This window comes from Streptomyces sp. NPDC127119 (assembly GCF_042677425.1).
Taxonomy (GTDB): domain Bacteria; phylum Actinomycetota; class Actinomycetes; order Streptomycetales; family Streptomycetaceae; genus Streptomyces.
Map to the genome: position 1 here is coordinate 1 of NZ_JBHXTO010000118.1, position 22,767 is coordinate 22,767.

Below are 22,767 nucleotides of genomic sequence, written 5' to 3' on the forward strand. Positions count from 1 at the left end.
ATCTGGGGGCGAGGGGGCGCAGCCCCCATGCAGTGACGGGAAGGGTAGGGGCGGCGGGGGCGGAAACCCCGTCGAGCGGTACCGGAGGTTCGGGTACCGTTCAAAGCGCCCCGGCAGCAGCCTGGCCGGGCCACCTACCCCGACCCGGCGGGACATCCGGAACACACATGTACGTGGGGACTCTGTCCTTCGATCTCCTCCTCGGCGACGTACGGTCGCTGAAGGAGAAACGCTCCGTCGTCCGCCCGATCGTGGCCGAACTCATCCGCAAGCACGCGGTGAGCGCGGCGGAGGTGGAGCACATGGACCTCCACCGCAGGGCCGTCATCGGACTCGCGGTGGTCTCCGGGGACACCGGTCACCTGACCGACGTACTCGACCGGTGCGAGCGCCTGGTCGCGGCGCGCCCCGAGGTGGAGCTGCTGTCGGTGCGACGGCGGCTGCACGGGGAAGACGACGAATGAGCGTGCGGCGACAAGGATCGCCCGTACACGGATCAGCAGATAAGAGGGAGACGGACCAGTGGCCGACAACGCGCGGGCGAAGAGGCTGGCGGACCTCATCCGAGAGGTGGTTGCCAAGAAGCTGCAGCGTGGGATCAAGGACCCGCGGCTCGGTTCGCATGTGACCATCACGGACACCAGGGTCACCGGGGACCTCCGTGAGGCGACCGTCTTCTACACGGTGTACGGGGACGACGAGCAGCGCGCGGAAGCCGCAGCGGGCCTGGAGAGCGCCAAGGGCGTGCTCCGCTCGGCGGTCGGCCAGGCGGCGGGCGTGAAGTTCACTCCCACGCTCACCTTCGTCGCGGACGCCCTGCCGGACACCGCGAAGACCATCGAGGACCTCCTCGACAAGGCGCGGGCCAAGGACGCCGAGGTGCGCGAGGTCTCGGCCGGTGCCACCTTCGCCGGTGACGCCGACCCGTACAAGAAGCCGGACGAGGACGACGACGAGGACGAGTCCGACGACGCGTCCGACGGCGACGAGACGGGCGGCGACGCCGCCAAATGACGCAGAAGCAGCAGACGCCCGACGGCCTTGTCATCGTCGACAAGCCGTCGGGCTTCACTTCGCACGACGTGGTCGCCAAGATGCGCGGGATCGCCAGGACCCGCCGTGTCGGTCACGCCGGCACCCTCGACCCCATGGCGACGGGCGTGCTCGTCCTCGGTGTCGAGAAGGCGACCAAGCTCCTCGGGCACCTCGCGCTGACCGAGAAGGAGTACCTCGGCACCATCCGGCTCGGGCAGAACACCCTGACCGACGACGCCGAGGGCGACCTCACCTCGTCGGCCGACGCCTCCCAGGTGACCCGGGACGCCATCGACGCCGGGATCGCCAAGCTCAGCGGCGACATCATGCAGGTGCCGTCCAAGGTCAGCGCCATCAAGATCAACGGAGTGCGCTCGTACAAGCGGGCGCGCGAGGGCGAGGACTTCGAGATCCCGGCCCGCCCGGTGCGGATCTCGTCCTTCGCCGTGTACGACGTCCGCGGCGCCGTGGCCGAGGACGGCACACCCGTCCTGGACCTGGTCGTCTCGGTGGTGTGCTCGTCCGGTACGTACATCCGTGCGCTCGCCCGTGACCTGGGCGCGGACCTGGGTGTCGGCGGTCATCTGACGGCACTGCGGCGCACGCGGGTGGGCCCGTACAAGCTCGACACCGCGCGGACGCTCGACCAGCTCCAGGAGGAGCTGACCGTGATGCCGGTGGCGGAGGCCGCCGCGACCGCGTTCCCCCGCTGGGACGTGGACACCAAGCGCGCGCAGCTGCTGACGAACGGCGTGCGGCTGGAGATGCCCGAGGAGTACACCGGGGCCGGGGCCGTCGGGGTGTTCGATCCCGAGGGACGGTTCCTGGCGCTGGTGGAGGAGCAGAAGGGCAAGGCCAAGAGCCTCGCGGTCTTCGTCTGACCGTTCCGCGCTTCAGGTTCTTCCGGCACGTCGCGGTCTTCGCGTCGTTCGTGTTCTTTCTTTTCTCTTCTTCGTCGTGGAGCGGCGTTCACGGGGTGTCCTGTGGGCGCCGCTCCACTGTCCCCCCTCGGTTCCCCCCACCCAAGGGTGTATCCATCCACCCCCTTTCATTCACCCGTCCGGCCAGGCGCTCGGAGTGAAGCGGGGGAGCGGAAGGGGGCTTGTTCGGCTCGGGATCTGTCGCGGCCGATCATCGCGCGCCTACCGTCGAAAATCGAAGCGTCGAAAGCACGGTACGGCGCGCGCGGCGGGGAGGTTCGAGCATGACCCGGGAGACCTCGGTGACGGCTGAGGCGGATGGCGGAATCCACCGGGGCGTCGCCCGCTCAGCGCCCGACAGGACCGGGCAGCCCGCTGTCCGCTCCGGTGCGGCGGCGGACCGGTCCCTGGTGCGGATCCGGGATCTGGCCGGACGGCCGCGCGGTACCGGCTTCGTCGCGGACCACCACGGCACGGTCGTCACCAGTCACGAGGCGGTGGACGGCCTCTCCCGTCTCGTCCTGTACGCGCCCGCCGGAGACCGCACCTGCCTGGTCCCGGCCGACGCGGTCACCGCTCTCCCGGCCCTCGGCCTCGCCCTCGTCCACTGCGACGGACTGGGCGGCCTCGCCCCACTCCCGATCACCGTCCGGGACTGCGTGGAGACCGGCACGTACGTCCGGATCGCCGCGGGCGGCTGGCGGGAGGCCCGCGTACTGGGCTCGTCCGCCGTGACCTACACGGCGACCGACCGCTCTCACCTCCTCGATCCCGCGCTGGAACTGGCGATCGGTACGGCCGGCAGCGACGCGCTGCGGCTCGGCGGCGGGGCGGCCGGCGGACCGGTGGTCGACGCGGCCACCGGCGCGGTGGTCGCCGTCCTGGGCACGGCACTCCACTCCGACCGACGGGTCGGCGGCTTCGCCGTACCGCTGTCCACGGGCGGCACACCCGCCGCCGGCCCGCTCGCCGAACTGCTGGCCCGTAACGCCGCGACGGTGCCCGCCCACGGGGACGACCTCAACCTGGCGGGTGTCCTGGAACTGACGGCCACCGCCGAGTCCCCGGCGGGCTCCGGCGGGGGCCCGTCCGTCGAACGGGTCTCGGTGGTAAGGGAGTTCACCGCTTTCACCGAAGGCCCCTGGCAGCCGCCCCTCGGCTCGTACGACCCCCACCACGGGTACGGCTCGTCCGGTGTTCTCGCGCTGGTCGGTGCTCCGGGCAGCGGGCGTACGACGGAGCTGGCGGGCCTGGCCGCCCGGCGCAACCAGGGCGCGGAACCGGCTCCGACCCTGTGGCTGCGCGGAGCCGATCTGCGGGACACCGACACGTCGGTGGCCGACGCGGCCCGGCGGACGCTGGAGCGCGCGGGACGGATCGTGACCTCGCCCCTCGGCTCCCGGCCGGAGCCCACGGACGGGGACACGGGGGACGGGCCCGGAGGCGGGCGGGGCGGACTCGGAGACATCCGGCCCGAGCGGCTGGCCCGCCTCGCCGGGGACGCCGGACGGCCCCTGCTGCTCCTTCTCGATAGCCCCGAGGAGATGCCGCCGGGCCTCGCCCACCGGCTGCCGGAGTGGGCCGCCGCCACCGCCGGCTGGCTGCGGGAACAGGGAGTGCGGCTCGTGGTGGCCTGCCGGGACGAGTACTGGGAGTGGGCGGGGTCCTGGTTCCCGCCCGAGCTGCTGTACGGGCCCCGGTGGAGCGGCGGCGAGGCGTCCGCGGAACTGCCCGCCTGCGTCCGGCTCGGGGACCTGGAGGAGGACGAGGCCCGCGAGGCCCGCGAACGGTACGGGATTCCGGAGGGGGCCCTGGACGGGGCCGACGCACGGCATCCGCTGACGCTGCGGCTGCTGTCGGAGATCCGTGCCGCGCTGTCCGGAGCCCCGCCCGGGAAGGCGAAGCGGGACGAGGTCTTCGCCGCGTACCTCGATCTGATGTGTCTGCGCGTGGCCGTGCGGCTCGCGGCGGCCAACGGGCTGCGCGGGACGGCGGTGCGGCGCCTCGCGGCCCGCGTCTCCGGGCAGGTGCACGTGGCGGCACGGCGTTGTCTGGGCCCGGGGGAGGGGGAGCTGGACCGGGCGGCGTTCGAGACCCTGTTCCCGTGGGGTCCCGTGCCCGACCGGCGGCTCGGCGGCTGCACCGGCTGGGCCTCCGCCGTGCTCACCGAGGGCCTGCTCGTACCGGCCGGGGACGGCTACCGCTTCGCGCACGAGGAGTTCGCCGACTGGATCCAGGGCATGCACCTCGACCTGGACGTGGTGTTCGGGGCCCTGGCGCCCCGCCGCGGCTCCGAGCGCGACCCGAGCGGGTCCATCGGCGATCCGAGCGGCCCCGAGACCTTCGGCATCCCGCGCCACCGCCTCGCCCCCGTGCTCCAGGCCCTCCTCCTCGTGCCGCGTCAACAAGGAGACGATCACCTCACCCTCCGCCTGCGCGAACTGCTCCGCACACTCGACGACGTGCTCGACGACGCACTCGACCACGGGGACGGTGATGCGGACGCCGATGCGGCCGTCGACCTCTGGTGGGCGACCCGGCTGCTCCGAGGCGTACTGCTCCGGGTGCCCGACGCGACCCCGTATCTCGGAGTGCTGCGGCACCTCGCCGAGCACGTGGTCAGATGGCGGGCCGAAGGACGGGCCGTGCCCGAGGAGTTCGGGCCCGGGTTCTGGCGCGGGCTGCCCCTGCCGCGGGCGCACCGCTTCGATCTGCTGCGGCGGCTCGTCGTCGCGGACGGGGCGCCGCCCGCCATCGAACCGCGCTACCTGGACGCCGTGTCCGACCTCCTCGTCGCCGACCCGGCCGGGGTGCAGCCGCACCTCACCCACTGGTTCGACGACGACCGCCCGCTCCCCGCGACCCCCGACGCCACCGTGGCGACCGCCGCACAGGTCCTGCTGCACACCCACCGGCATCGCGCCCCGGACGCCCTGACCGAGGCCCTGGTCGACAGCGGGCACGCGCGCGCGGACGAACTGCTGGACGTGCTCGCCGAGGAGGAGCCGTCCGCGCTCTGCCGAGCGGTCGACCGCTGGGTGCACGACGTCCGCCCGGCCCGGCGGGCCGCGGCGGCGGCCTACGCGCTGCGGACCGCCGCGCACGTACGCACCGAGGCCGACCGGGAGTTGCTGCGCCGGACCGCGCTCGCGCTGCTGGCCCGCCCCGGCGACTGCACGCTGCACGGCGACGCCCTGGCCCTGCTGGTCCGCGATCCGCACACCAGGGCCCGCCATCTGCCGCAGGCCCTCGCCCGCTTCCGGGCCCGCGACCCGCGGCTGCCCGCGACCGCGCTGGCCGCCGCGCTGACCACACACCCCGCCCCGGTGCTCGCCGCGTTCCACGACCGCCTGCGCGAACCGGACGACGGCACGGACCTGCGTACGCTCGCCGAGGTCACGACACCGGCGCTCGCCCGCCGCGTGGCAGCCCTCGTGCGCGAGGTCGCGGAACGGCGTCCGGAGACGGCCGCGCAGGTGGCGGCGCACGTCGACCGGCGGCTGGAGCGGGGTCCCGATGCCGGCGCGGTCCTGTATCCCCTCGTCGCCGGGCTGCTCGACGGGGGCAGGCCGCCGTTGCGGGCCGCGCTCGCCGAGGTGTTCGCGGCGCCCGGCACGCCCGCGTCCCGTCCGCTGCGGCGCGAGTTCCTGGACCTCCTGCTGACCCGCGAACACGATCCGGTGGTGCTGGACGCGCTGGTACGGGCCGGCGTGCAGGGAGCGGCCCCGGGCGACGGGGAACACACCCGCGCGCTCGTCCACACCGTGGGCGTCCTGCTCGTACGCACCCCGGCCGGTGCCACCCTGTTCGACCGCGCCCTCGTCGATCTCGGCCGCCGGGTCCCCGGCTTCGCCGCGCTCGTGTGCCGCTGGCTGGCCGTCGCGCCCGAGGAGTGGTCCACCGTGGTCGGACCGAGCACGGGCCGCATGATCGAGAACCTCGCGGGGGTACGGGTGCCGGTGTGACCCCCCGCTGTCCGTCCCGCCACCCCCGCTGTCACGTGCCACCGGTCACAGGGCCCATGCCGATGCGGGTCCACAGGGCGCGGCATGGCACCCTTAGAGCTGCGTATGAGGCAGACACGGACACAGGTTCGACGAGGAGCGGTCACAGTGCAGCGCTGGCGTGGCTTGGAGGACATCCCCCAGGACTGGGGGCGCAGCATCGTCACCATCGGCTCGTACGACGGAGTCCACCGCGGACACCAGCTGATCATCAGCCATGCCGTCGAGCGGGCGCGTGAACTGGGCGTTCCGTCCGTCGTGGTCACGTTCGACCCGCACCCGAGCGAGGTCGTCCGTCCCGGCAGCCATCCGCCCCTGCTCGCGCCACACCACCGCCGGGCCGAGCTGATGGCCGAACTGGGTGTGGACGCGCTGCTCATCCTGCCCTTCACGACCGAGTTCTCGAAGCTGTCGCCCGCCGAGTTCGTGGTGAAGGTCCTCGTCGACAAGCTGCACGCCAAAGCAGTTGTCGAGGGCCCCAACTTCCGCTTCGGTCACAAGGCCGCCGGCAATGTCGCCTTCCTCGCCGAGCAGGGCAAGACGTACGACTTCGAGGTCGACGTGGTGGATCTGTACGTGACCGGTGAGGCGGGGGGCGGGGAGCCGTTCTCGTCGACCCTCACCCGGCGGCTGGTCGCCGAGGGCGAGGTCGAGGGGGCGCGCGAGATCCTCGGCCGGCCGCACCGTGTCGAGGGCGTCGTCGTCCGGGGCGCCCAGCGCGGCCGTGAACTGGGCTTCCCCACCGCCAACGTGGAGACGCTCCCGCACACCGCGATCCCCGCGGACGGGGTGTACGCGGGGTGGCTGCACGCGCAGGGCGAGGCGATGCCGGCGGCGATCTCCGTCGGGACGAATCCGCAGTTCGACGGGACCGAGCGGACGGTCGAGGCGTACGCCATCGATCGTGTGGGGCTCGATCTGTACGGGTTGCATGTCGCCGTCGACTTCTTGGCGTTCGTGCGGGGGATGGCGAAGTTCGATTCCATCGAGGGGTTGCTGGAAGCGATCTCTGACGACGTGAAGCGGTCTCGGGAGCTTGTCGCGGAGTACGACGGGGTTTGATCGGTCGGTTGTCCGGCTGGCCGTCCGTCGTGGCTGGTCGCGCCGTTCCCCGCGCCCCTAAAGGGCCGCGGCCCAGTGGCAGGCCACCTGGGAAGCGCCGCTGCCGTTCAGTATCGGTAGATCTGCCGTGCGGCAGGCGGTTGCCACGCCCGCTTGCTCCGCCTCGCCCGTCGCCAGGATGTGGCAGCGGGCGTGGAAGCGGCAGCCCTTGGGGATGCGGGACGGGTCCGGGGGTTCGCCGGTCAGGACGATCGGGGCGCCGGGGGCCTCGGGCAGGACGGACAACAGCGCCTGTGTGTACGGATGCTGAGGGGCCCTCAGGACATCCTCCACCGCACCCGTCTCGATGATCCGGCCCAGGTACATCACCGCGACCCGGTCCGCGATGTTCCACGCGAGTCCGAGGTCGTGGGTCACCACCAGGGCGGACAGGCCGAGTTCGGCGCGCAGGCGCAGCAGCAGGGCCAGGATCTCGCCGCGTACCGACGCGTCCAGGGACGCCACCGGCTCGTCCGCGACGATGAGTTCGGGCTCCAGGACGAGCGCGCCCGCGATGACGACCCGCTGGCGCTGACCGCCGGACAGCTCGTGCGGATAGCGCAGGAAGAACCGCTCGGGCGGCCGAAGTCCGGCCCGCGCGAGGGCCGTCGAGACCGCCTCGCGTTCGTCGTCCGCGTACGCGTGGATGCGCAGCCCCTCCGCCACCGCGTCGTACACCGTGTGCCGGGGGTTGAGCGAGCCGCTCGGGTCCTGGAGGACCAGCTGGACCCGCTTGCGGTACGCCTTGAGGGCCCGCGAGGAGTAGTCGAGCGGTCGGCCCGCGAAGGTGACCCGGCCCGCTGTCGGCGGGACGAGCCCGAGGAGCGAGCGCGCCAGCGTCGTCTTGCCGCAGCCCGACTCCCCGACGAGCGCGACGATCTCACCGGGCCTGATGTCGAGATCCACCCCGTCGACGGCACGGGCCCGCGCGGAATCGCCGCGCCGCGCGGGAAAGCTGACTTCAAGGCCCTCGGCGCTCAGGAGAGGGGCGGAGGAGGCCGGGGGCGCGGCGGGTACCGGTTGGGGCGTCGTCGTCATGGGGTGCTCCTCGCGTCTTCCGCCACGGCCGACCCCGTGGGGCCGGCCGTATCCGCCGTATCCGCCGGGCCCACGTGCACGCACGCCGCCCGGCGGTCCGGGGCGGCCGGGCGCAGGAGCTGGTCCTGCGAGGCGCACGAGTCCAGTGCGACCGCGCACCGGGGGTGGAACGCGCAGCCGGACGGCAGCGCGGCCGGATCGGGCGGATCACCGGGCAGCCCGCGCGGCGCGAACCGCGACCCGGCGTCCCCGATCCGCGGAAAGGCGGCCGAGAGCGCCTGCCCGTACGGATGCCGGGCGTCCTCGTACACCTGGCGGGCGGGCCCCTCCTCGACGACCCGGCCCGCGTACATCACCGCGAGCCGGTCGCAGGTGTCCGACAGGACCGCGAGGTCGTGGCTGATCATGACGAGGCCCAGCTCCTGCTCGGAGACGAGCTGCTGGATGAGCCGCAGGATCTGCGCCTGGATCATCACGTCGAGCGCGGTCGTCGGCTCGTCGGCGACGACCAGCCGGGGATCGCAGGCCAGCGCCATCGCGATCATCACGCGCTGGCGCTGACCGCCGGACAGCTCGTGCGGGTACGCGGACGCCCGTACCGCCGGAAGGCCCACCTGCTCCAGCAACTCGCCGGTCCGCTTCCGGGCGCCCGACGCGGTGGCCTTCCGGTGCAGCAGGATCGGCTCGGCGATCTGGTCCCCGACGCGGTGCACGGCGTTGAGCGAGTGCATCGCGCCCTGGAAGACGATCGACGCACCGGCCCAGCGGACCGCCCGTACCCGCCCCCACTTCATGGTCAGTACGTCCTCGCCGTCGAGGAGGATCTCCCCGCTCACCCGGGCCCCGGCGGGCAGCAGCCGCAGCAGCGCGAGCGCCAGCGTGGACTTGCCGCAGCCGGACTCGCCCGCGATGCCGACCTTCTGCCCGGCGTCCACGGTGAGGTCCACCCCGCGCACGGCGGCCACCCCTCCGGCGTACGTCACCTCCAGGTTCCGTACGTCCAACAGGGGTTGCGTGGTCGGTGTGCTCAACGGGCCACCCCCAGCTTGGGATTGAGGACGGATTCCACGGCACGCCCGCACAGCGTGAACGCGAGGGCCACGACGGCGATCGCGATGCCCGGCGGCACGAGGTACCACCACTTCCCGGCGCTCACCGCGCCCGCCTCGCGCGCGTCCTGGAGCAGACCGCCCCACGAGACCACCGTCGGATCGCCGAGACCGAGGAAGGCGAGCGTCGCCTCGGCGAGGATCGCGGAGGAGATGATCAGGGTCGTCTGCGCGAGCACCAGCGGCATGACATTGGGCAGTACGTGCCGGGACATGACATGCCAGTGGCCGCCGCCCAGGGCCTTCGCGCGTTCGATGTACGGCCGCGACTCGACGGCGAGGGTCTGCGCACGCACCAGCCGGGCCGTCGTCGGCCAGGTCGTGACACCGATCGCCAGGATGATCGTGCCGAGCGAGCGGGACATCACGGTCGCGAGCGCGATCGCGAGCACCAGCGTCGGCATGACCAGGAACCAGTCCGTGATCCGCATCATCACCGTCGCGAACCAGCCGCGGAAGTGACCTGCGGTGATGCCGATGAGCGCGCCGATCGCGACGGAGAGGACGGCCGCGAGCAGGCCCACGAGCAGGGACACCCGCGAGCCCCACACCACCAGGCCGAGCAGGCTGCGCCCGAACTGGTCGGTGCCCAGCGGGAATTCGAGGCTCGGGCTCTCCATGGGCCGCCCCGGCGCGCCCGTCACGCTCTGCACGTCGGAGCCGACGGTCAGCGGCGCGGTCAGCGCGACCAGGGCGAAGAGCGCGAGCGCGGCCAGCCCGAAGAGACCGGAGCGGTGGGTGCGGTACCGCTGCCAGAAGCGGACGGCGGAGGCGCGCCGCCGCTGCCGGGCGAGGGCGCGGGGACCGGCCTTCGCGGGGGCCGGCGAGGCCGTCGGCGGCTCGTCCCGGGCCGTCACCGGTTCGTCCGGGGCCGGCATCGGTTCGTCCGGGTCCGTCGTCGTCATCGGCCCACCCTCGGGTCGAGCAGCGGATAGATCAGGTCGGCGAGCGTGTTCATCACGATCACCGCGGCGGCGAAGACGAAGAACAGCCCCTGCACCAGCGGCAGATCGGGCACGCTCAGCGCCTGGTAGAAGAGCCCGCCGAGACCGGGCCAGGAGAAGACCGTCTCGACGAGGATCACACCGGCGACGGTCCGGCCGAGGTTGATGAAGACCAGCGTCATCGTCGGCAGCAGCGCGTTCGGCACCGCGTGGCGGCGGCGGACGAGATCGTCCCGCAGGCCCTTGGCCCGCGCGGTCGTCAGATAGTCGCTGCCCATCTCGTCGAGCAGCGCCGAGCGCGTGACCAGCAGCGTCTGCCCGTACTCGACCGCGACCAGCGTCACCACGGGAAGGACCAGATGGTGGGCGACGTCGAGGACGTAACCGAAGCCCTCCTCGCCGCCGGACTCCATGCCGCCCGTCGGGAAGAGGCCCGGGATCGGTCCGGCCCCGACCGAGAAGACGATGATCAGCAGCAGGCCCAGCCAGAACGACGGGATCGAGTAGAGGGTCAGCGCGAGGCCGGTGTTCAGACGGTCGCCGAGGCCGCCGTTGCGCCACGCGGCCCGGGTGCCGAGGAGGACGCCGATCGCCGTGTAGAGGACGAAGGACGTTCCCGTGAGCAGCAGCGTGTTCGGCAGGGCCTCGCTGATCTTGTCCATGACCGGCGCCCGGAACTGGTACGAGGTGCCGAGATCACCGGTGAGCGCCTTGCCGCAGTAGTCCGTGAACTGCTGCCACAACGGCAGATCGAGCCCGAACTCCCTTCGATAGGAGGCCAGTTGCTCGGCCGACACCTGGCGCCCGCCCGTCATGAACTTCACCGGGTCGCCGGGGATCAGCCGGAAGAGGAAGAAGCTGGTGACGAGGACGGCGAGCAGGGAGACGGCCGCGCCGCCCAGCTTGCCGGCCACGTACCGCGGATACGCGGTGCCGCGTACCCGTGGTCCGCGGGCCGCCGGTGGCCCGCCCTCGGCCGGGCCACCGGTCTTCCCCACCAGCGAGGGTGTCGCTTCAGCGGTCATGAACGGCCTTCACTGTTGGGCCACTCCCGGTTGTCCTGCCGTGCTGTCCTGCCTCGTCGGGGCCGGGGGACCAGGAGTCCGGGGGACTATTCGCGGTCCTCGGCGGTCGCGCGGCGGCGCAGCGCGAAGAACGCCCCGAGACCCGCGAGGATCACGACGCCCCCGACGATGCCGATGATGACGCCTGTCTGGCTGGAGTCGTCGGAGGACTCGCTGGCGGCGGCCGGAGTCGCCGACCACCAGCTCCAGTAGCCGTCCTGGCCGTAGATGTTGCCCGCGGCCTCGGGCATCTTCGTGATCGACGCGATCTGGTCCGTGCGGTAGGCCTCGACCGCGTTCGGGTACGCCATGACGTTCATGTACCCGGTGTCGTACAGCCGCGACTCCATCCGCTTGACGATTTCCGCCCTCTTGGTGGCGTCGTACTCGGCGAGCTGCTGGTCGTACAGCTCGTCGTACTTCTTGTCGCAGATGAAGTTGTCGGTCGCGCCGATGTCCTTGGGCGTCGCCGGGAGCGCCGCACAGGTGTGGATGGACAGGACGAAGTCGGGGTCGGGGTTGACGGACCAGCCGTCGAAGGCGAGGTCGTACTCGCCCGCGAGCCAGGGGTCGGTCACGTTGTCGAGGCAGTCGAGCGAGACGCCGATGCCGAGCTTGCCCCACCACTCCTGCAGATACTTCCCGACCGCCTTGTCCTGCGGGTCCGTGGCATGGCACAGGACGCGGTAGGTGATCGGCTTGCCGTTCTTTCCGACGCGCTTGCCGTCACCGTTCTTCTTGTAGCCCGCCTCGTCGAGAAGCCGCGCGGCCTCGGCAGGGTCGTACGAGATCTGCTGGCCGCCCGCCGGTTTCCAGAAGTACGACGAGAAGCGCGGCGGGATGTAGCCCTCGCCCTCGACCGCGTGGCCCTGGAAGACCTTGTCGATGACGGTCTTGCGGTCCACGGCCGCGAACAGTGCCTGCCGGACCTTCTGGTTCTTCAGCGACTCGTGCCCGTCACCGAACTTCTTGCCGTCCTTGGCCTGCGCGCCCGGGTTGGTGGCGAGCGCGTAGAACCGGCGGCCCGGCGCGTCGTTGACCGTGACGTTCTGCTGGGTCTTCAGCGCCGCTGCCTGCGCGGGCGTCAGCCCGGACACGAACGACACCTCGCCCTTCTGCAGCGCCGCGACCGCCGCGTCCCCGTCCTTGTAGTACTTGAAGACCAGCTCGTCGAACTTCGGAGCCCCGCGCCAGAACGACTTGTTGGGCTTCAGCCGTACGTAGCTGTCGGCCTTGTAGGCCGTCAGGACGAACGGGCCGTTGCCGACGATCGGGAACTTCTTGTCGTTGTTGAACTTGGAGAAGTCGTCGACCTTCTCCCAGACGTGCTTCGGGACGATCGGCACGTCCAGCGCGGCCATCGTGGCCTGCGGCTTCTTCAGCTCGATGACCAGTTTCGTGGGGCTCGGGGCGGTGACCTTCTTGAAGTTCGCGACGAAACTGCCGTTCGCGGCGGCCGCGCCCTCGTCGGTCATCATCGTGTTGAACGTCCACGCCGCGTCCTCGGCGGTGGCCTGCTTCCCGTCCGACCACTTCGAGTTGTCGCGGATTGTGTAGGTCCAGGTGAGCTTGTCGGCCGAGGGCTCCCACCTGGTGGCCAGACCCGGGATCGCGTGGTTGTCCTTCGGGTCGTAGTTGGTCAGGTACTCGTACGTGAGCCGGTGGATGCTCGTACTGACCAGCCGCGACGCCAGGAACGGACTGAGCGAGTCGACACTCTGCGCCACGGCCACCGTGAGGACCTGCTTGCCGTCCTTCGCCTCGGCCTGCTGGGGAGCCGGGCCGAGCGGGGTCATCTGACCGACGGTGAGGGTGAGCGCGGCAGCTGCGGCGGTCGCCAAGAGCCGCACGACAGCGCCCCCGAAGGGGCGCGGGGCTGTGACATGTGCGGCTCCACCGCGTGGGCCCGCCCAGCCACGACGAACCCGCAGATTCCGTACCGGCCTGACAGCGGAGCGCCCCGCACCGAACTGGTCGTATGTGTCCATGGCTCGCTGACCTCACGTCATCACTCGCACGGAGATGGGCTGTTGCCCTGCCGATCCGGTGACCGCGGCCGGGTCGATGTGCGTGTCTATCAGCGCTGGTCGGCATGCGTCAACGGCCCGTGAACCCCGTGTGGCCTGCGGAAATAACGAGTTGACCCGGATTTCACGGTCATTGGTCCAGACCGGTGAAGGGTGCCTGGTAGGAGGCTGGCGGTACGGAACACGGCTGGTACGACGGCGTTTCGGCACCGGCCGCGCGAAGAGCGTCCCGGGGTACGCGGAGGGCCCGCGCCGTAGATGTACGGAGCGGGCCCTGAGGCTGCATCGACGGCCGAGGATTAGACCGTACGGGTGAGCCGTGCGAGCGGTTACTGCTGGGGCGGCGAGGGCGGAGGGGTCTGGGGTTGGCCCTGACCCTGACTCTGGCCCTGGGGGTCCTGGCCGCCGTGCTCGGCCTGCGAGGGCTGGGGCTGCGACTGCGGCTGGTAAGGCGCACCCGGCTGGAACGGCTGCCCGGGAGCGGGAGCGGGCGCGTTCGGGTTGAAGGGCTGGCCGGGCGCCGGCGCGGCCGGATTCTGCTGGAAGGGCGCGCCCGGCTGCTGTCCGGGCTGGGGCTGCCAGCTCTGGGGAACGGGATATCCCGCCGGACCGGGCTGCTGCGGAGGGGCTGCCTGCGGAAGCGCGGCCCCGTGCGGCGGATAGGGCTGGCCGGGGTGCGGCTGCTGCTGTCCGGGCTGGGGCTGCGGCTGCTGGTAGGGCTGAGCCGGTTGCGCGGGCGGGCCCTGCTGCGGGTACGGCCCGGGATGCTGGCCCGGTCCAGGCTGGCCCGGATACGGCTGGCCGGGTACGGGCTGGCCGGGTACAGGTTGCCCAGGAAGGGGCTGTCCGGGCATCGGCTGACCGGGCATCGGCGGGGCCGCGACCGGCGGCGGGTTGCCGTCCGACGTCCACAGGCCCTGCGACTGCTGGTGGCGCGCGATGTCCTCCGCGACCAGCGCCGAGAGGTTGAAGTACGCCTCGCGCACCTTCGGCCGCATCATGTCGAGGTTGACCTCGGCACCCGCCGCCAGATGCTCGTCGAACGGCACGACGATCACGCCCCGGCAGCGCGTCTCGAAGTGGCTGACGATGTCGTCCACCTTGATCATCTTGCCGGTCTCGCGCACCCCGGAGATGACGGTGAGGGACCGCGACACCAGATCCGCGTACCCGTGCGCCGAGAGCCAGTCCAGCGTCGTACTGGCGCTGCTGGCACCGTCCACGGACGGCGTCGAGATGATGATGAGCTGGTCGGCGAGGTCGAGCACGCCACGCATGGCGCTGTACAGCAGACCCGTACCGGAGTCAGTGAGGATGATCGGGTACTGCCTGCCGAGCACGTCGATCGCGCGCCGGTAGTCCTCGTCGTTGAACGTCGTCGACACGGCCGGGTCGACGTCGTTGGCGATGATCTCCAGCCCCGAGGGGGCCTGCGAGGTGAACCGCCTGATGTCCATGTACGAGTTGAGGTACGGGATCGCCTGGACGAGGTCACGGATGGTGGCCCCGGTCTCCCGGCGCACCCGGCGGCCGAGCGTACCGGCGTCCGGGTTGGCGTCGATCGCGAGGATCTTGTCCTGCCGCTCGGTGGCGAGCGTGGCGCCGAGGGCGGTGGTCGTGGTCGTCTTGCCCACGCCGCCCTTGAGGCTGATGACGGCGATGCGGTAGCACGACAGCACCGGCGTCCGGATCAGGTCGAGCTTGCGCTGCCGCTCGACCTCCTCCTTCTTCCCGCCGAGCTTGAACCGGGAGGACCCGGCGGTGGGCCGCCCGCTCTTCGCCTTCTGCTTCTTGTTGTTGAGCAGCCGGTCGGACGACAGCTCCACGGCCGCCGTGTAGCCGAGCGGCGCCCCCGGGTTGGTGCGCTCCCGCTGATCGTGCTGCACGGGCTGCGGCCAGGCGGTCCCGGTACGAGGATCGACGGGGGCCTGCTGTTCCGGCTGGGCCTGGGCCTGGGGCGGTTGTGCCTGCGGCTGCTGCTGCGCCTGGGGCTGCGGCTGCTGATAGGGCTGGCCCTGCTGGGGGAACGGCTGCGCGGCGGGCTGCTGGGGAGCCGGGGCCTGCGGGACCTGCGGAGCCTGCGGCTGCGGGAACCCGTAACCCCCTTGCTGGGCGGGCGAGTCGGAGACGCCCGGCTGCGGGAAGCCGTAACCGGGCTGGGGGCCGGGGGTGTTGGGCGTGTTCGCCGCGGGGGTGCCCGGCTGAACCGGAGCGCCGGGCTGTACCGGAGCGCCCGGCTGCGGGAACCCGTAAGCGGGGGCCTGCGCGGGCGGGTTCGCGGCAGCCGGGTCGGGCTGGCCCTGCTGGACGGGCGGCTGGGCCTGAGCGGCGGCCGCCCGGCGCGCACGCCGAGCCTCCTCCAGAGCGCCGCGCAGGTCCTCCGCGGGCGGCACGGGCGGCGCCGGCTGCTGGAGACCGTAACCGTCCTGAGGTGCGGGGGCGGCTGGGGCGACGGGGGGCTGCGCGGCGACGGGTCCGGGCTGCGGGAAGCCGTAACCGCCCTGCGGTCCCGGACCCGCGACCGGCGCGGAACCCGGCACAGGAGCCTGGACCGGAGGCGCGGTCGAGGCCCCGGGCTGGGGCTGCTGAGGTTGTTGCGGCTGCTGCGGCTGCGGGAAGCCTGGGGGTGCCTGGGCCGCCGGGGGCGTACCGGGAACGCTGTCCTGCGCCCCCGGAGTCGTACCCGGAGCGCTGAACTGCGGGAATCCGTAACCACCGGGCTGACCCGGCGACGCCGGAACACCGGGGACAGGCGTACCGGCGGCAGCGGGCGCACCAGGGGCGGCGGGCGCAGCGGGTGTGACAGGCCAGGCCGGCGGGGAGGGCTGCGGCGCCTGCGGCTGGAACGGCTGTCCCTGCGGCGGCGCGGACGGCTGAGCCGGAGCACTCGCCTGCGGCTGTCCGTCCTCACCCTCCGTCGACGTGGGCCACTGTCCGGCGGTGGCGGGCGCGGCCGGCTGGTACGACGGCGGCAGCGGCGGCAGTCCGCCCTGCGGCAGCGGCGGCGGGGTCCACGCGGGAGGCACGTCCTTCACGACATCGGCCGCGTTCGGGGCCGGCTCCGCGACGGCGTCCTGGGGCTCGGCACCAGGGCGCTCGGCCTCACCCGTCACGGGCGCGGAGTCATCGACGGGGCCGGAGTTCTGTGCGAGGGGGTCAACCGGTCGCGGCTCGTCGTTCTCCGTGGACGTCTGTGCGGCCGGGGCCGGGGCCGGGGCTGAGACCGGAGCCGGAGCCGAGACAGGGGCCGGAGTCGGGGCCGGAGCTGAGGGCTCGTCCTCCCGCACCTCATCCTTGCCGCCGTCCTCGTTCCCGTCTTCGTTCCCGTCCCTCTCCTTGTCCGCCGAAGGCGGCTCCTCGGCCCCGTCGTCCACCTGGTCGTCGTCCTCGGCCCCATTCCCGAACGCGACCTGGACGACCTCCCCGTCGGTGCTCTTCGGGACGTCGGCCACCTCGTCCGGACCGGCGGCCTCGGCCTTGGGCTCCGCCTTGGGCTCGGGAGTCGCCTCGCCGTCGGGTACGCGTCCGCCCTCGGCCGGGGAACCGGCCGCGGCCCGCTCCGCGGCCTCCCGCTTCACGGCGCCGGGGGAGATCCGCAGCGTGGCGCCGCTCTCGATGTCGCCCCTGTCACCGCTGCCGGCGTTGTCGCCCTGGGCCTTGCCGGGAGCCGGCGCGGCCTGAGGAGCGGCAACCGGAGGAACCGCCGCAGTCGGCGGAGACCACGACTGCCGGCCCTGGCCCTGACCTTGCCCCTGGCTTTGTCCCTGGCCCTGTCCCTGAGCTGTTCCCTGTCCCTGCGCTGTCCCTTGTCCCGGGGCCTGGAAGTTCGGCAGGTTCGGAACGCCGGCAGGCCCCCGGGCCGGAGCGACCGGAGCGACGGGAGGTGCGACCGGCTTGTTGTAAGGAGTCCCGGAGGCGAACGCGGGCACGCCCGGAAGCCGAGGGCCGAACGACGGCGCGACCGGAGCCTGCCTGGCCGCTGGCGCCGTGTCGATCGGGCCGCCCGCGTCCCACTCCGCCTTCGCGTCCGTCCGCTCCTCCCCGGCCCGGTCCGGCTCGCTCGGCTCGTTCGACGCATCCGGGGCATCCGGAGCGTCCGGCTCGTCCGTCGTGTCCGCCTCCGGCGAGGCCGGAGAAGCTCCGTCGGAACTGCCTGACGCGTTCTGCGTGTACCAGGCAGGAGGGGCGTAGTCGATGGTGAACTCGCCCGTCGTCTCGACGGCGGACTCCGCGTCGGACTGGTCATCGCCGGGTGTGGCCCAGCCCCCGCGGATCCCGTCCCGATCGCTGTTCACAATTCCTCCTGGTGTGGTCGAGCACCCTCATGCCGAGCTGCGGCGACCGTTCTCGTCGTCCGGGGCCTTTCGATGCGCCCCGGATCCCCCTGTGAAGCGGCGGTCCCGTCCTCGGGTACTACTGCCGCGCCCACCCCAGGGTAATCACCACAACCACCCCCACGGCAGGCCCGTCCACCCCTCCGGTGCCGCCCACTACGTCACAGCCTGCCCAGAAGTGGCGTACGAACGGCCTTGTACGGAAGGCAAAGTGGACAAAGAGCGTTAAAGCGAGAAGGACCGGCGGCATCCGTGCCACCGGTCCTTCTTCTCCGCTGCTGTGCGCCCCCGCCGATGCGTGCCTCCGCCGCTGTGCGGTTCGCCACCGCGTGGTCCGGCCGCCGTACTACTCGGCCGAGCCGTCCTGCGGCGCCGGCTCCAGATCGAACTCACCGTCACGGGCGCCGAGCACGAAGGCCCGCCACTCGGCCTCCGTGTACCGCAGGACCGTGTCCGGGTCGAGCGACGACCGCATGGCCACCGCGCCCTCGGGGAGATACGCGATCTCGACCCGCTCCTCGTGCTCCTCGGTACCGGGTGCGCTCTGCCATTCGACCCCCGAGATGTCGAGGGCGTAGAGCTCGTCCTTCTCCCGCTCCTTGCGCGCCTTGACGTCCTTGTCCTCTGCCTCGGCCATGGCGAAGCGACCCCTTCCAGACGAACGAACCCGACCTGTCGCGTCACCCTACTGGGACCCGCCCCGGCCTCCCCGGACTCCGAGAACCCCGGTCGGAGCGGCTCCCACCCCCTGGTACGCTGTGTTACGGCCGTATGTGTACGCACCCCCGGGCAGCCCCTTTCAGGGCTCCGGAGGACGCGCTCAACGGATCCCGCCTCCCGAGTCACGGAAGCTCCCCTGAGAAGTGGACCAGGGGCACTCGGTGGGCATCGACACAGACTACGAGGAGTACGCGTGCCGCTCGACGCCGCTACGAAGAAGCAGCTCATCACGGAGTTCGGTCAGAAGGAGGGCGACACCGGCTCTCCCGAGGTCCAGGTCGCGATGCTCTCGCGCCGTATCTCGGACCTGACCGAGCACCTCAAGACCCACAAGCACGACCACCACTCCCGTCGTGGTCTGCTGATCCTCGTCGGTCAGCGCCGTCGCCTGCTGCAGTACCTGGCGAAGAAGGACATCCAGCGCTTCCGTGCGCTGGTCGACCGCCTGGGCATCCGCCGCGGTGCGGCCGGCGGCGCCAAGTAAGACGTCGTGAAGGGAGCGGTTCCCACGCAAGAAGGGGGCCGCTCCCTTTGCTGTACGTGCGGAGTGTCACCACACCTTTGTAGTGTGGTAGCACAACGCAATACGCGGGACACAGCGTGGCACCGTCACAGCGCACAGCGACGGACGGCCGCCGCGCCGCACGACACGTACGGGACACACCACACGTACGACAGGCACCACACGTAGGACACGAGGAAAAGCGCACCTCGCCGCCGCCGGTCCTCGGTAGTGGCCCCCGGGAGAATGCGACCCCGGGAGCTTCGATCGAAGACCGGCCCGCACAAGAAGGCGCGCTTCTCCGCAGAAGCGTCCCCCTGCCACACGGGCAGGCCGGGACGAAAGACGAAAAGTATCGGAGAAAACGCTAGTGGAGAACGAGACCCACTACGCCGAGGCCGTTATCGACAACGGAACCTTCGGCACCCGCACCATCCGCTTCGAGACGGGCCGCCTGGCCAAGCAGGCCGCCGGCTCCGCCGTGGCGTACCTGGACGACGACACCATGGTGCTGTCGGCCACCACCGCTTCCAAGAAGCCCAAGGACAACCTCGACTTCTTCCCCCTCACGGTGGACGTCGAGGAGCGGATGTACGCGGCCGGCAAGATCCCCGGCAGCTTCTTCCGCCGCGAGGGCCGGCCCTCCGAGGACGCGATCCTCACCTGCCGCCTCATCGACCGCCCGCTGCGCCCGTCCTTCAAGAAGGGCCTGCGCAACGAGATCCAGGTCGTCGCCACGATCATGGCGCTCAACCCCGACCACCTGTACGACGTCGTGGCGATCAACGCCGCCTCCGCGTCCACGCAGCTGGCCGGTCTGCCCTTCTCCGGCCCGATCGGCGGCGTCCGCGTCGCGCTGATCAACGGCCAGTGGGTCGCGTTCCCGACGCACACCGAGCTCGAGGACGCAGTCTTCGACATGGTCGTCGCCGGTCGCGTCCTGGAGGACGGCGACGTCGCGATCATGATGGTCGAGGCCGAGGCCACCGAGAAGACGATCACGCTCGTCGCGGGCGGCGCCGAGGCGCCCACCGAGGAGGTCGTCGCCGCCGGTCTGGACGCCGCGAAGCCCTTCATCAAGGTGCTCTGCAAGGCCCAGGCCGACCTCGCCGCGAAGGCCGCCAAGCCGACCGGCGAGTTCCCGGTCTTCCTGGACTACCAGGACGACGTCCTGGAGGCCCTGACCTCCGCGGTCAAGAGCGAGCTGTCCCAGGCGCTCACCATCGCGGGCAAGCAGGAGCGCGAGGCCGAGCTGGACCGCGTCAAGGAGATCGCCGCCGAGAAGCTGCTCCCGCAGTTCGAGGGTCGCGAGAAGGAGATCTCCGGCGCGTACCGCTCGCTGACCAAGTCCCTGATGCGTGAGCGCGTCATCAAGGACAAGGTCCGCATCGACGGCCGCGGCGTCACGGACATCCGTACGCTCGCCGCCGAGGTCGAGGCGATCCCGCGCGTGCACGGTTCCGCCCTGTTCGAGCGTGGCGAGACCCAGATCCTGGGCGTCACCACTCTGAACATGCTCCGGATGGAGCAGCAGCTGGACACCCTTTCCCCGGTGACCCGCAAGCGGTACATGCACAACTACAACTTCCCGCCGTACTCGGTCGGCGAGACCGGCCGCGTCGGCTCCCCGAAGCGCCGCGAGATCGGCCACGGAGCGCTCGCCGAGCGCGCCATCGTGCCGGTCCTGCCGACGCGCGAGGAGTTCCCCTACGCGATCCGTCAGGTGTCCGAGGCCCTCGGCTCCAACGGCTCGACGTCCATGGGCTCGGTCTGCGCCTCCACCATGTCCCTGCTGAACGCCGGTGTGCCCCTCAAGGCCCCCGTCGCCGGTATCGCCATGGGTCTGATCTCCCAGGAGATCAACGGCGAGACGCACTACGTCGCCCTCACCGACATCCTCGGTGCGGAGGACGCCTTCGGCGACATGGACTTCAAGGTCGCCGGCACCAAGGAGTTCGTGACCGCCCTCCAGCTGGACACCAAGCTGGACGGCATCCCGGCCTCCGTACTGGCCGCGGCCCTCAAGCAGGCCCGTGACGCCCGCCTCCACATCCTCGACGTGATGATGGAAGCGATCGACACGCCGGACGAGATGTCCCCGAACGCCCCGCGGATCATCACGGTCAAGATCCCCGTGGACAAGATCGGTGAGGTCATCGGCCCGAAGGGCAAGATGATCAACCAGATCCAGGAGGACACCGGCGCCGACATCACGATCGAGGACGACGGCACCATCTACATCGGTGCCCAGCAGGGCTCGCAGGCCGAGGCCGCGCGCGCCACGATCAACTCGATCGCCAACCCGACCATGCCGGAGGTCGGCGAGCGCTACCTGGGCACCGTCGTGAAGACGACGACCTTCGGTGCGTTCGTGTCCCTGCTCCCGGGCAAGGACGGACTGCTGCACATCTCGCAGATCCGCAAGCTCGCCGGTGGCAAGCGCGTGGAGAACGTCGAGGACGTCGTCGGCGTGGGCTCCAAGGTCCAGGTCGAGATCGCCGAGATCGACTCCCGAGGCAAGCTCTCCCTGATCCCCGTGATCGAGGGCGAAGGCGACGACGATGAGAAGAAGGACGACACCGACAAGTGACGTCGAGCAGCTCTACGGCGACGGCCCGCACCAACACGGAGGCGCGGGCCGTCGCCCGTACCCAAACCCTGATCAAGGGCGAGAACGGCATCGGTACGGTCCGCAAGACCACCCTTCCCGGGGGCCTGCGCGTCGTCACCGAGACCCTGCCCTCCGTGCGCTCCGCCACCTTCGGCATCTGGGCGCACGTCGGCTCGCGCGACGAGACGCCGGCCCTGAACGGCGCCACGCACTATCTCGAACACCTCCTGTTCAAGGGCACGAACAAGCGCAGCGCCCTCGACATCTCCTCCGCGATCGACGCGGTCGGCGGCGAGATGAACGCGTTCACGGCGAAGGAGTACACGTGCTACTACGCACGCGTGCTCGACACCGATCTGCCGCTCGCCATCGACGTGGTCTGCGACATGCTCACCGGCTCGCTGATCCGCGAGGACGACGTGAACGTCGAACGCGGCGCGATCCTCGAAGAGATCGCGATGACCGAGGACGACCCGGGCGACTGCGTGCACGACCTGTTCGCGCACACCATGCTCGGCGACACCCCGCTCGGCCGTCCGGTCCTCGGCACGGTCGACACGGTCAACGCCCTCACCGCGGACCGCATCCGGCGCTTCTACAAGAAGCACTACGACCCGACCCACCTCGTGGTCGCGGCCGCCGGCAACGTCGACCACAACAAGGTCGTACGCCAGGTCCGTGCCGCCTTCGAGAAGGCGGGCGCGCTCAAGCAGCAGGCCGCCACCCCGATCGCCCCGCGCGACGGCGCCCGCACCATCCGCACCGCCGGACGCGTCGAGCTCCTCGGCCGCAAGACCGAGCAGGCCCACATCGTGCTCGGCATGCCGGGCCTGGCCCGCACCGACGAGCGCCGCTGGGCGCTCGGCGTCCTGAACACCGCACTGGGCGGCGGGATGTCCTCCCGCCTCTTCCAGGAGGTCCGGGAGAAGCGCGGCCTGGCGTACAGCGTGTACTCGTACACCTCGGGCTTCGCCGACTGCGGCCTCTTCGGCGTGTACGCGGGCTGCCGTCCGAGCCAGGTCCACGACGTGCTCAAGATCTGCCGCGACGAACTCGGCCAGGTCGCCGAGCACGGCCTGTCCGACGACGAGATCGGCCGGGCCATCGGCCAGCTCCGCGGCTCCACGGTCCTCGGCCTGGAGGACACGGGCGCGCTGATGAACCGTATCGGCAAGAGCGAGCTGTGCTGGGGCGAGCAGATGTCCGTCGACGACATGCTGACCCGGATCGCGTCGGTCACCCCGGACGACGTCCGGGAGGTCGCCGCCGAGATCCTGGGACAGCGGCCCTCGCTGTCGGTCATCGGCCCGCTGAAGGACAAGCAGGCGTCCCGTCTGCACGACGCCGTCGCGTAGAGC

The 22,767-nt window shown here is 71.5% G+C and carries 15 protein-coding genes; 8 read left to right on the forward strand and 7 right to left on the reverse strand.

Going from position 1 to position 22,767, the window contains the following annotated elements; translation table 11 throughout:
* Positions 1-167: 167 nt before the first annotated feature.
* From ACFVH5_RS33835 to ACFVH5_RS33855, 5 genes are all read left to right on the forward strand, one after another.
* Positions 168-464, forward strand: a complete 297-nt coding sequence (locus tag ACFVH5_RS33835) for a DUF503 domain-containing protein (protein ID WP_107021736.1) — start codon at positions 168-170, stop codon at positions 462-464.
* Positions 465-522: 58 nt separating this feature from the next.
* A complete protein-coding gene (rbfA, locus tag ACFVH5_RS33840) occupies positions 523-1,014 on the forward strand; it encodes a 30S ribosome-binding factor RbfA (protein WP_385837503.1) in 492 nt (163 codons plus the stop codon).
* Positions 1,011-1,916: a tRNA pseudouridine(55) synthase TruB gene (gene truB, locus ACFVH5_RS33845; protein WP_385837504.1), complete on the forward strand. Its 906-nt coding sequence runs from the start codon at positions 1,011-1,013 to the stop codon at positions 1,914-1,916. The genes rbfA and truB overlap by 4 nt, the downstream gene beginning before the upstream one ends.
* 323 nt (positions 1,917-2,239) lie before the next feature.
* On the forward strand, positions 2,240-5,920 hold the full coding sequence (locus tag ACFVH5_RS33850; protein ID WP_385837505.1) for a trypsin-like peptidase domain-containing protein: 3,681 nt from the start codon (positions 2,240-2,242) through the stop codon (positions 5,918-5,920).
* Positions 5,921-6,067: 147 nt separating this feature from the next.
* The gene (locus tag ACFVH5_RS33855) at positions 6,068-7,021 is read left to right on the forward strand and encodes a bifunctional riboflavin kinase/FAD synthetase (RefSeq protein WP_384814914.1); all 954 of its coding nucleotides are present in this window, start codon (positions 6,068-6,070) and stop codon (positions 7,019-7,021) included.
* A gap of 57 nt (positions 7,022-7,078) precedes the next feature.
* Here ACFVH5_RS33855 and ACFVH5_RS33860 read toward each other — a convergent pair whose 3' ends face one another.
* The 7 genes from ACFVH5_RS33860 to ACFVH5_RS33890 all read right to left on the reverse strand — a co-directional run bounded on the left by ACFVH5_RS33860 (position 7,079) and on the right by ACFVH5_RS33890 (position 18,213).
* Positions 7,079-8,098, reverse strand: a complete 1,020-nt coding sequence (locus ACFVH5_RS33860) for an ABC transporter ATP-binding protein (protein ID WP_385837506.1) — start codon at positions 8,096-8,098, stop codon at positions 7,079-7,081.
* On the reverse strand, positions 8,095-9,129 hold the full coding sequence (locus ACFVH5_RS33865) for an ABC transporter ATP-binding protein (RefSeq protein WP_385837507.1): 1,035 nt from the start codon (positions 9,127-9,129) through the stop codon (positions 8,095-8,097). Before ACFVH5_RS33865 ends, ACFVH5_RS33860 begins: the two co-directional genes overlap by 4 nt.
* A complete protein-coding gene (locus ACFVH5_RS33870; protein ID WP_385837518.1) occupies positions 9,126-10,085 on the reverse strand; it encodes an ABC transporter permease in 960 nt (319 codons plus the stop codon). The genes ACFVH5_RS33865 and ACFVH5_RS33870 overlap by 4 nt, the downstream gene beginning before the upstream one ends.
* A gap of 23 nt (positions 10,086-10,108) precedes the next feature.
* Positions 10,109-11,176 carry an ABC transporter permease gene (locus tag ACFVH5_RS33875; RefSeq protein WP_385837508.1) on the reverse strand — a complete coding sequence of 356 codons (1,068 nt, stop codon included), beginning with the start codon at positions 11,174-11,176 and terminating at the stop codon, positions 10,109-10,111.
* 86 nt (positions 11,177-11,262) lie between these two features.
* Positions 11,263-13,203, reverse strand: coding sequence for an ABC transporter substrate-binding protein (locus tag ACFVH5_RS33880; RefSeq protein WP_385837509.1), 1,941 nt, complete (start codon positions 13,201-13,203; stop codon positions 11,263-11,265).
* Positions 13,204-13,571: 368 nt separating this feature from the next.
* Positions 13,572-17,537, reverse strand: a complete 3,966-nt coding sequence (locus tag ACFVH5_RS33885; protein WP_385837510.1) for an SCO5717 family growth-regulating ATPase — start codon at positions 17,535-17,537, stop codon at positions 13,572-13,574.
* 385 nt (positions 17,538-17,922) lie between these two features.
* A complete protein-coding gene (locus ACFVH5_RS33890) occupies positions 17,923-18,213 on the reverse strand; it encodes a DUF397 domain-containing protein (protein ID WP_385837511.1) in 291 nt (96 codons plus the stop codon).
* 276 nt (positions 18,214-18,489) lie between these two features.
* Between ACFVH5_RS33890 and rpsO the strand changes: the two genes are divergently transcribed.
* From rpsO to ACFVH5_RS33905, 3 genes are all read left to right on the forward strand, one after another.
* Complete coding sequence (rpsO, locus tag ACFVH5_RS33895; RefSeq protein WP_107021727.1) at positions 18,490-18,780, forward strand: 30S ribosomal protein S15; 291 nt, start codon at positions 18,490-18,492, stop codon at positions 18,778-18,780.
* A 388-nt stretch (positions 18,781-19,168) separates the two neighbouring features.
* Positions 19,169-21,388 carry a polyribonucleotide nucleotidyltransferase gene (locus tag ACFVH5_RS33900; protein ID WP_384814902.1) on the forward strand — a complete coding sequence of 740 codons (2,220 nt, stop codon included), beginning with the start codon at positions 19,169-19,171 and terminating at the stop codon, positions 21,386-21,388.
* Entirely contained in the window at positions 21,385-22,764 is a 1,380-nt protein-coding gene (locus ACFVH5_RS33905; RefSeq protein WP_385837512.1) for a M16 family metallopeptidase, read from the forward strand. Before ACFVH5_RS33900 ends, ACFVH5_RS33905 begins: the two co-directional genes overlap by 4 nt.
* Positions 22,765-22,767: the final 3 nt, after the last annotated feature.

Bases quoted from the DNA above. Each gene is read 5' to 3' on its own strand.
- ACFVH5_RS33835 (WP_107021736.1), top strand. From the start codon at position 168: ATGTACGTGGGGACTCTGTCCTTCGATCTCCTCCTCGGCGACGTACGG.
- truB (WP_385837504.1), top strand. From the start codon at position 1,011: ATGACGCAGAAGCAGCAGACGCCCGACGGCCTTGTCATCGTCGACAAG.
- ACFVH5_RS33850 (WP_385837505.1), top strand. From the start codon at position 2,240: ATGACCCGGGAGACCTCGGTGACGGCTGAGGCGGATGGCGGAATCCAC.
- ACFVH5_RS33860 (WP_385837506.1), bottom strand. From the start codon at position 8,098: ATGACGACGACGCCCCAACCGGTACCCGCCGCGCCCCCGGCCTCCTCC.
- ACFVH5_RS33870 (WP_385837518.1), bottom strand. From the start codon at position 10,085: ATGCCGGCCCCGGACGAACCGGTGACGGCCCGGGACGAGCCGCCGACG.
- ACFVH5_RS33875 (WP_385837508.1), bottom strand. From the start codon at position 11,176: ATGACCGCTGAAGCGACACCCTCGCTGGTGGGGAAGACCGGTGGCCCG.
- ACFVH5_RS33880 (WP_385837509.1), bottom strand. From the start codon at position 13,203: ATGGACACATACGACCAGTTCGGTGCGGGGCGCTCCGCTGTCAGGCCG.
- ACFVH5_RS33890 (WP_385837511.1), bottom strand. From the start codon at position 18,213: ATGGCCGAGGCAGAGGACAAGGACGTCAAGGCGCGCAAGGAGCGGGAG.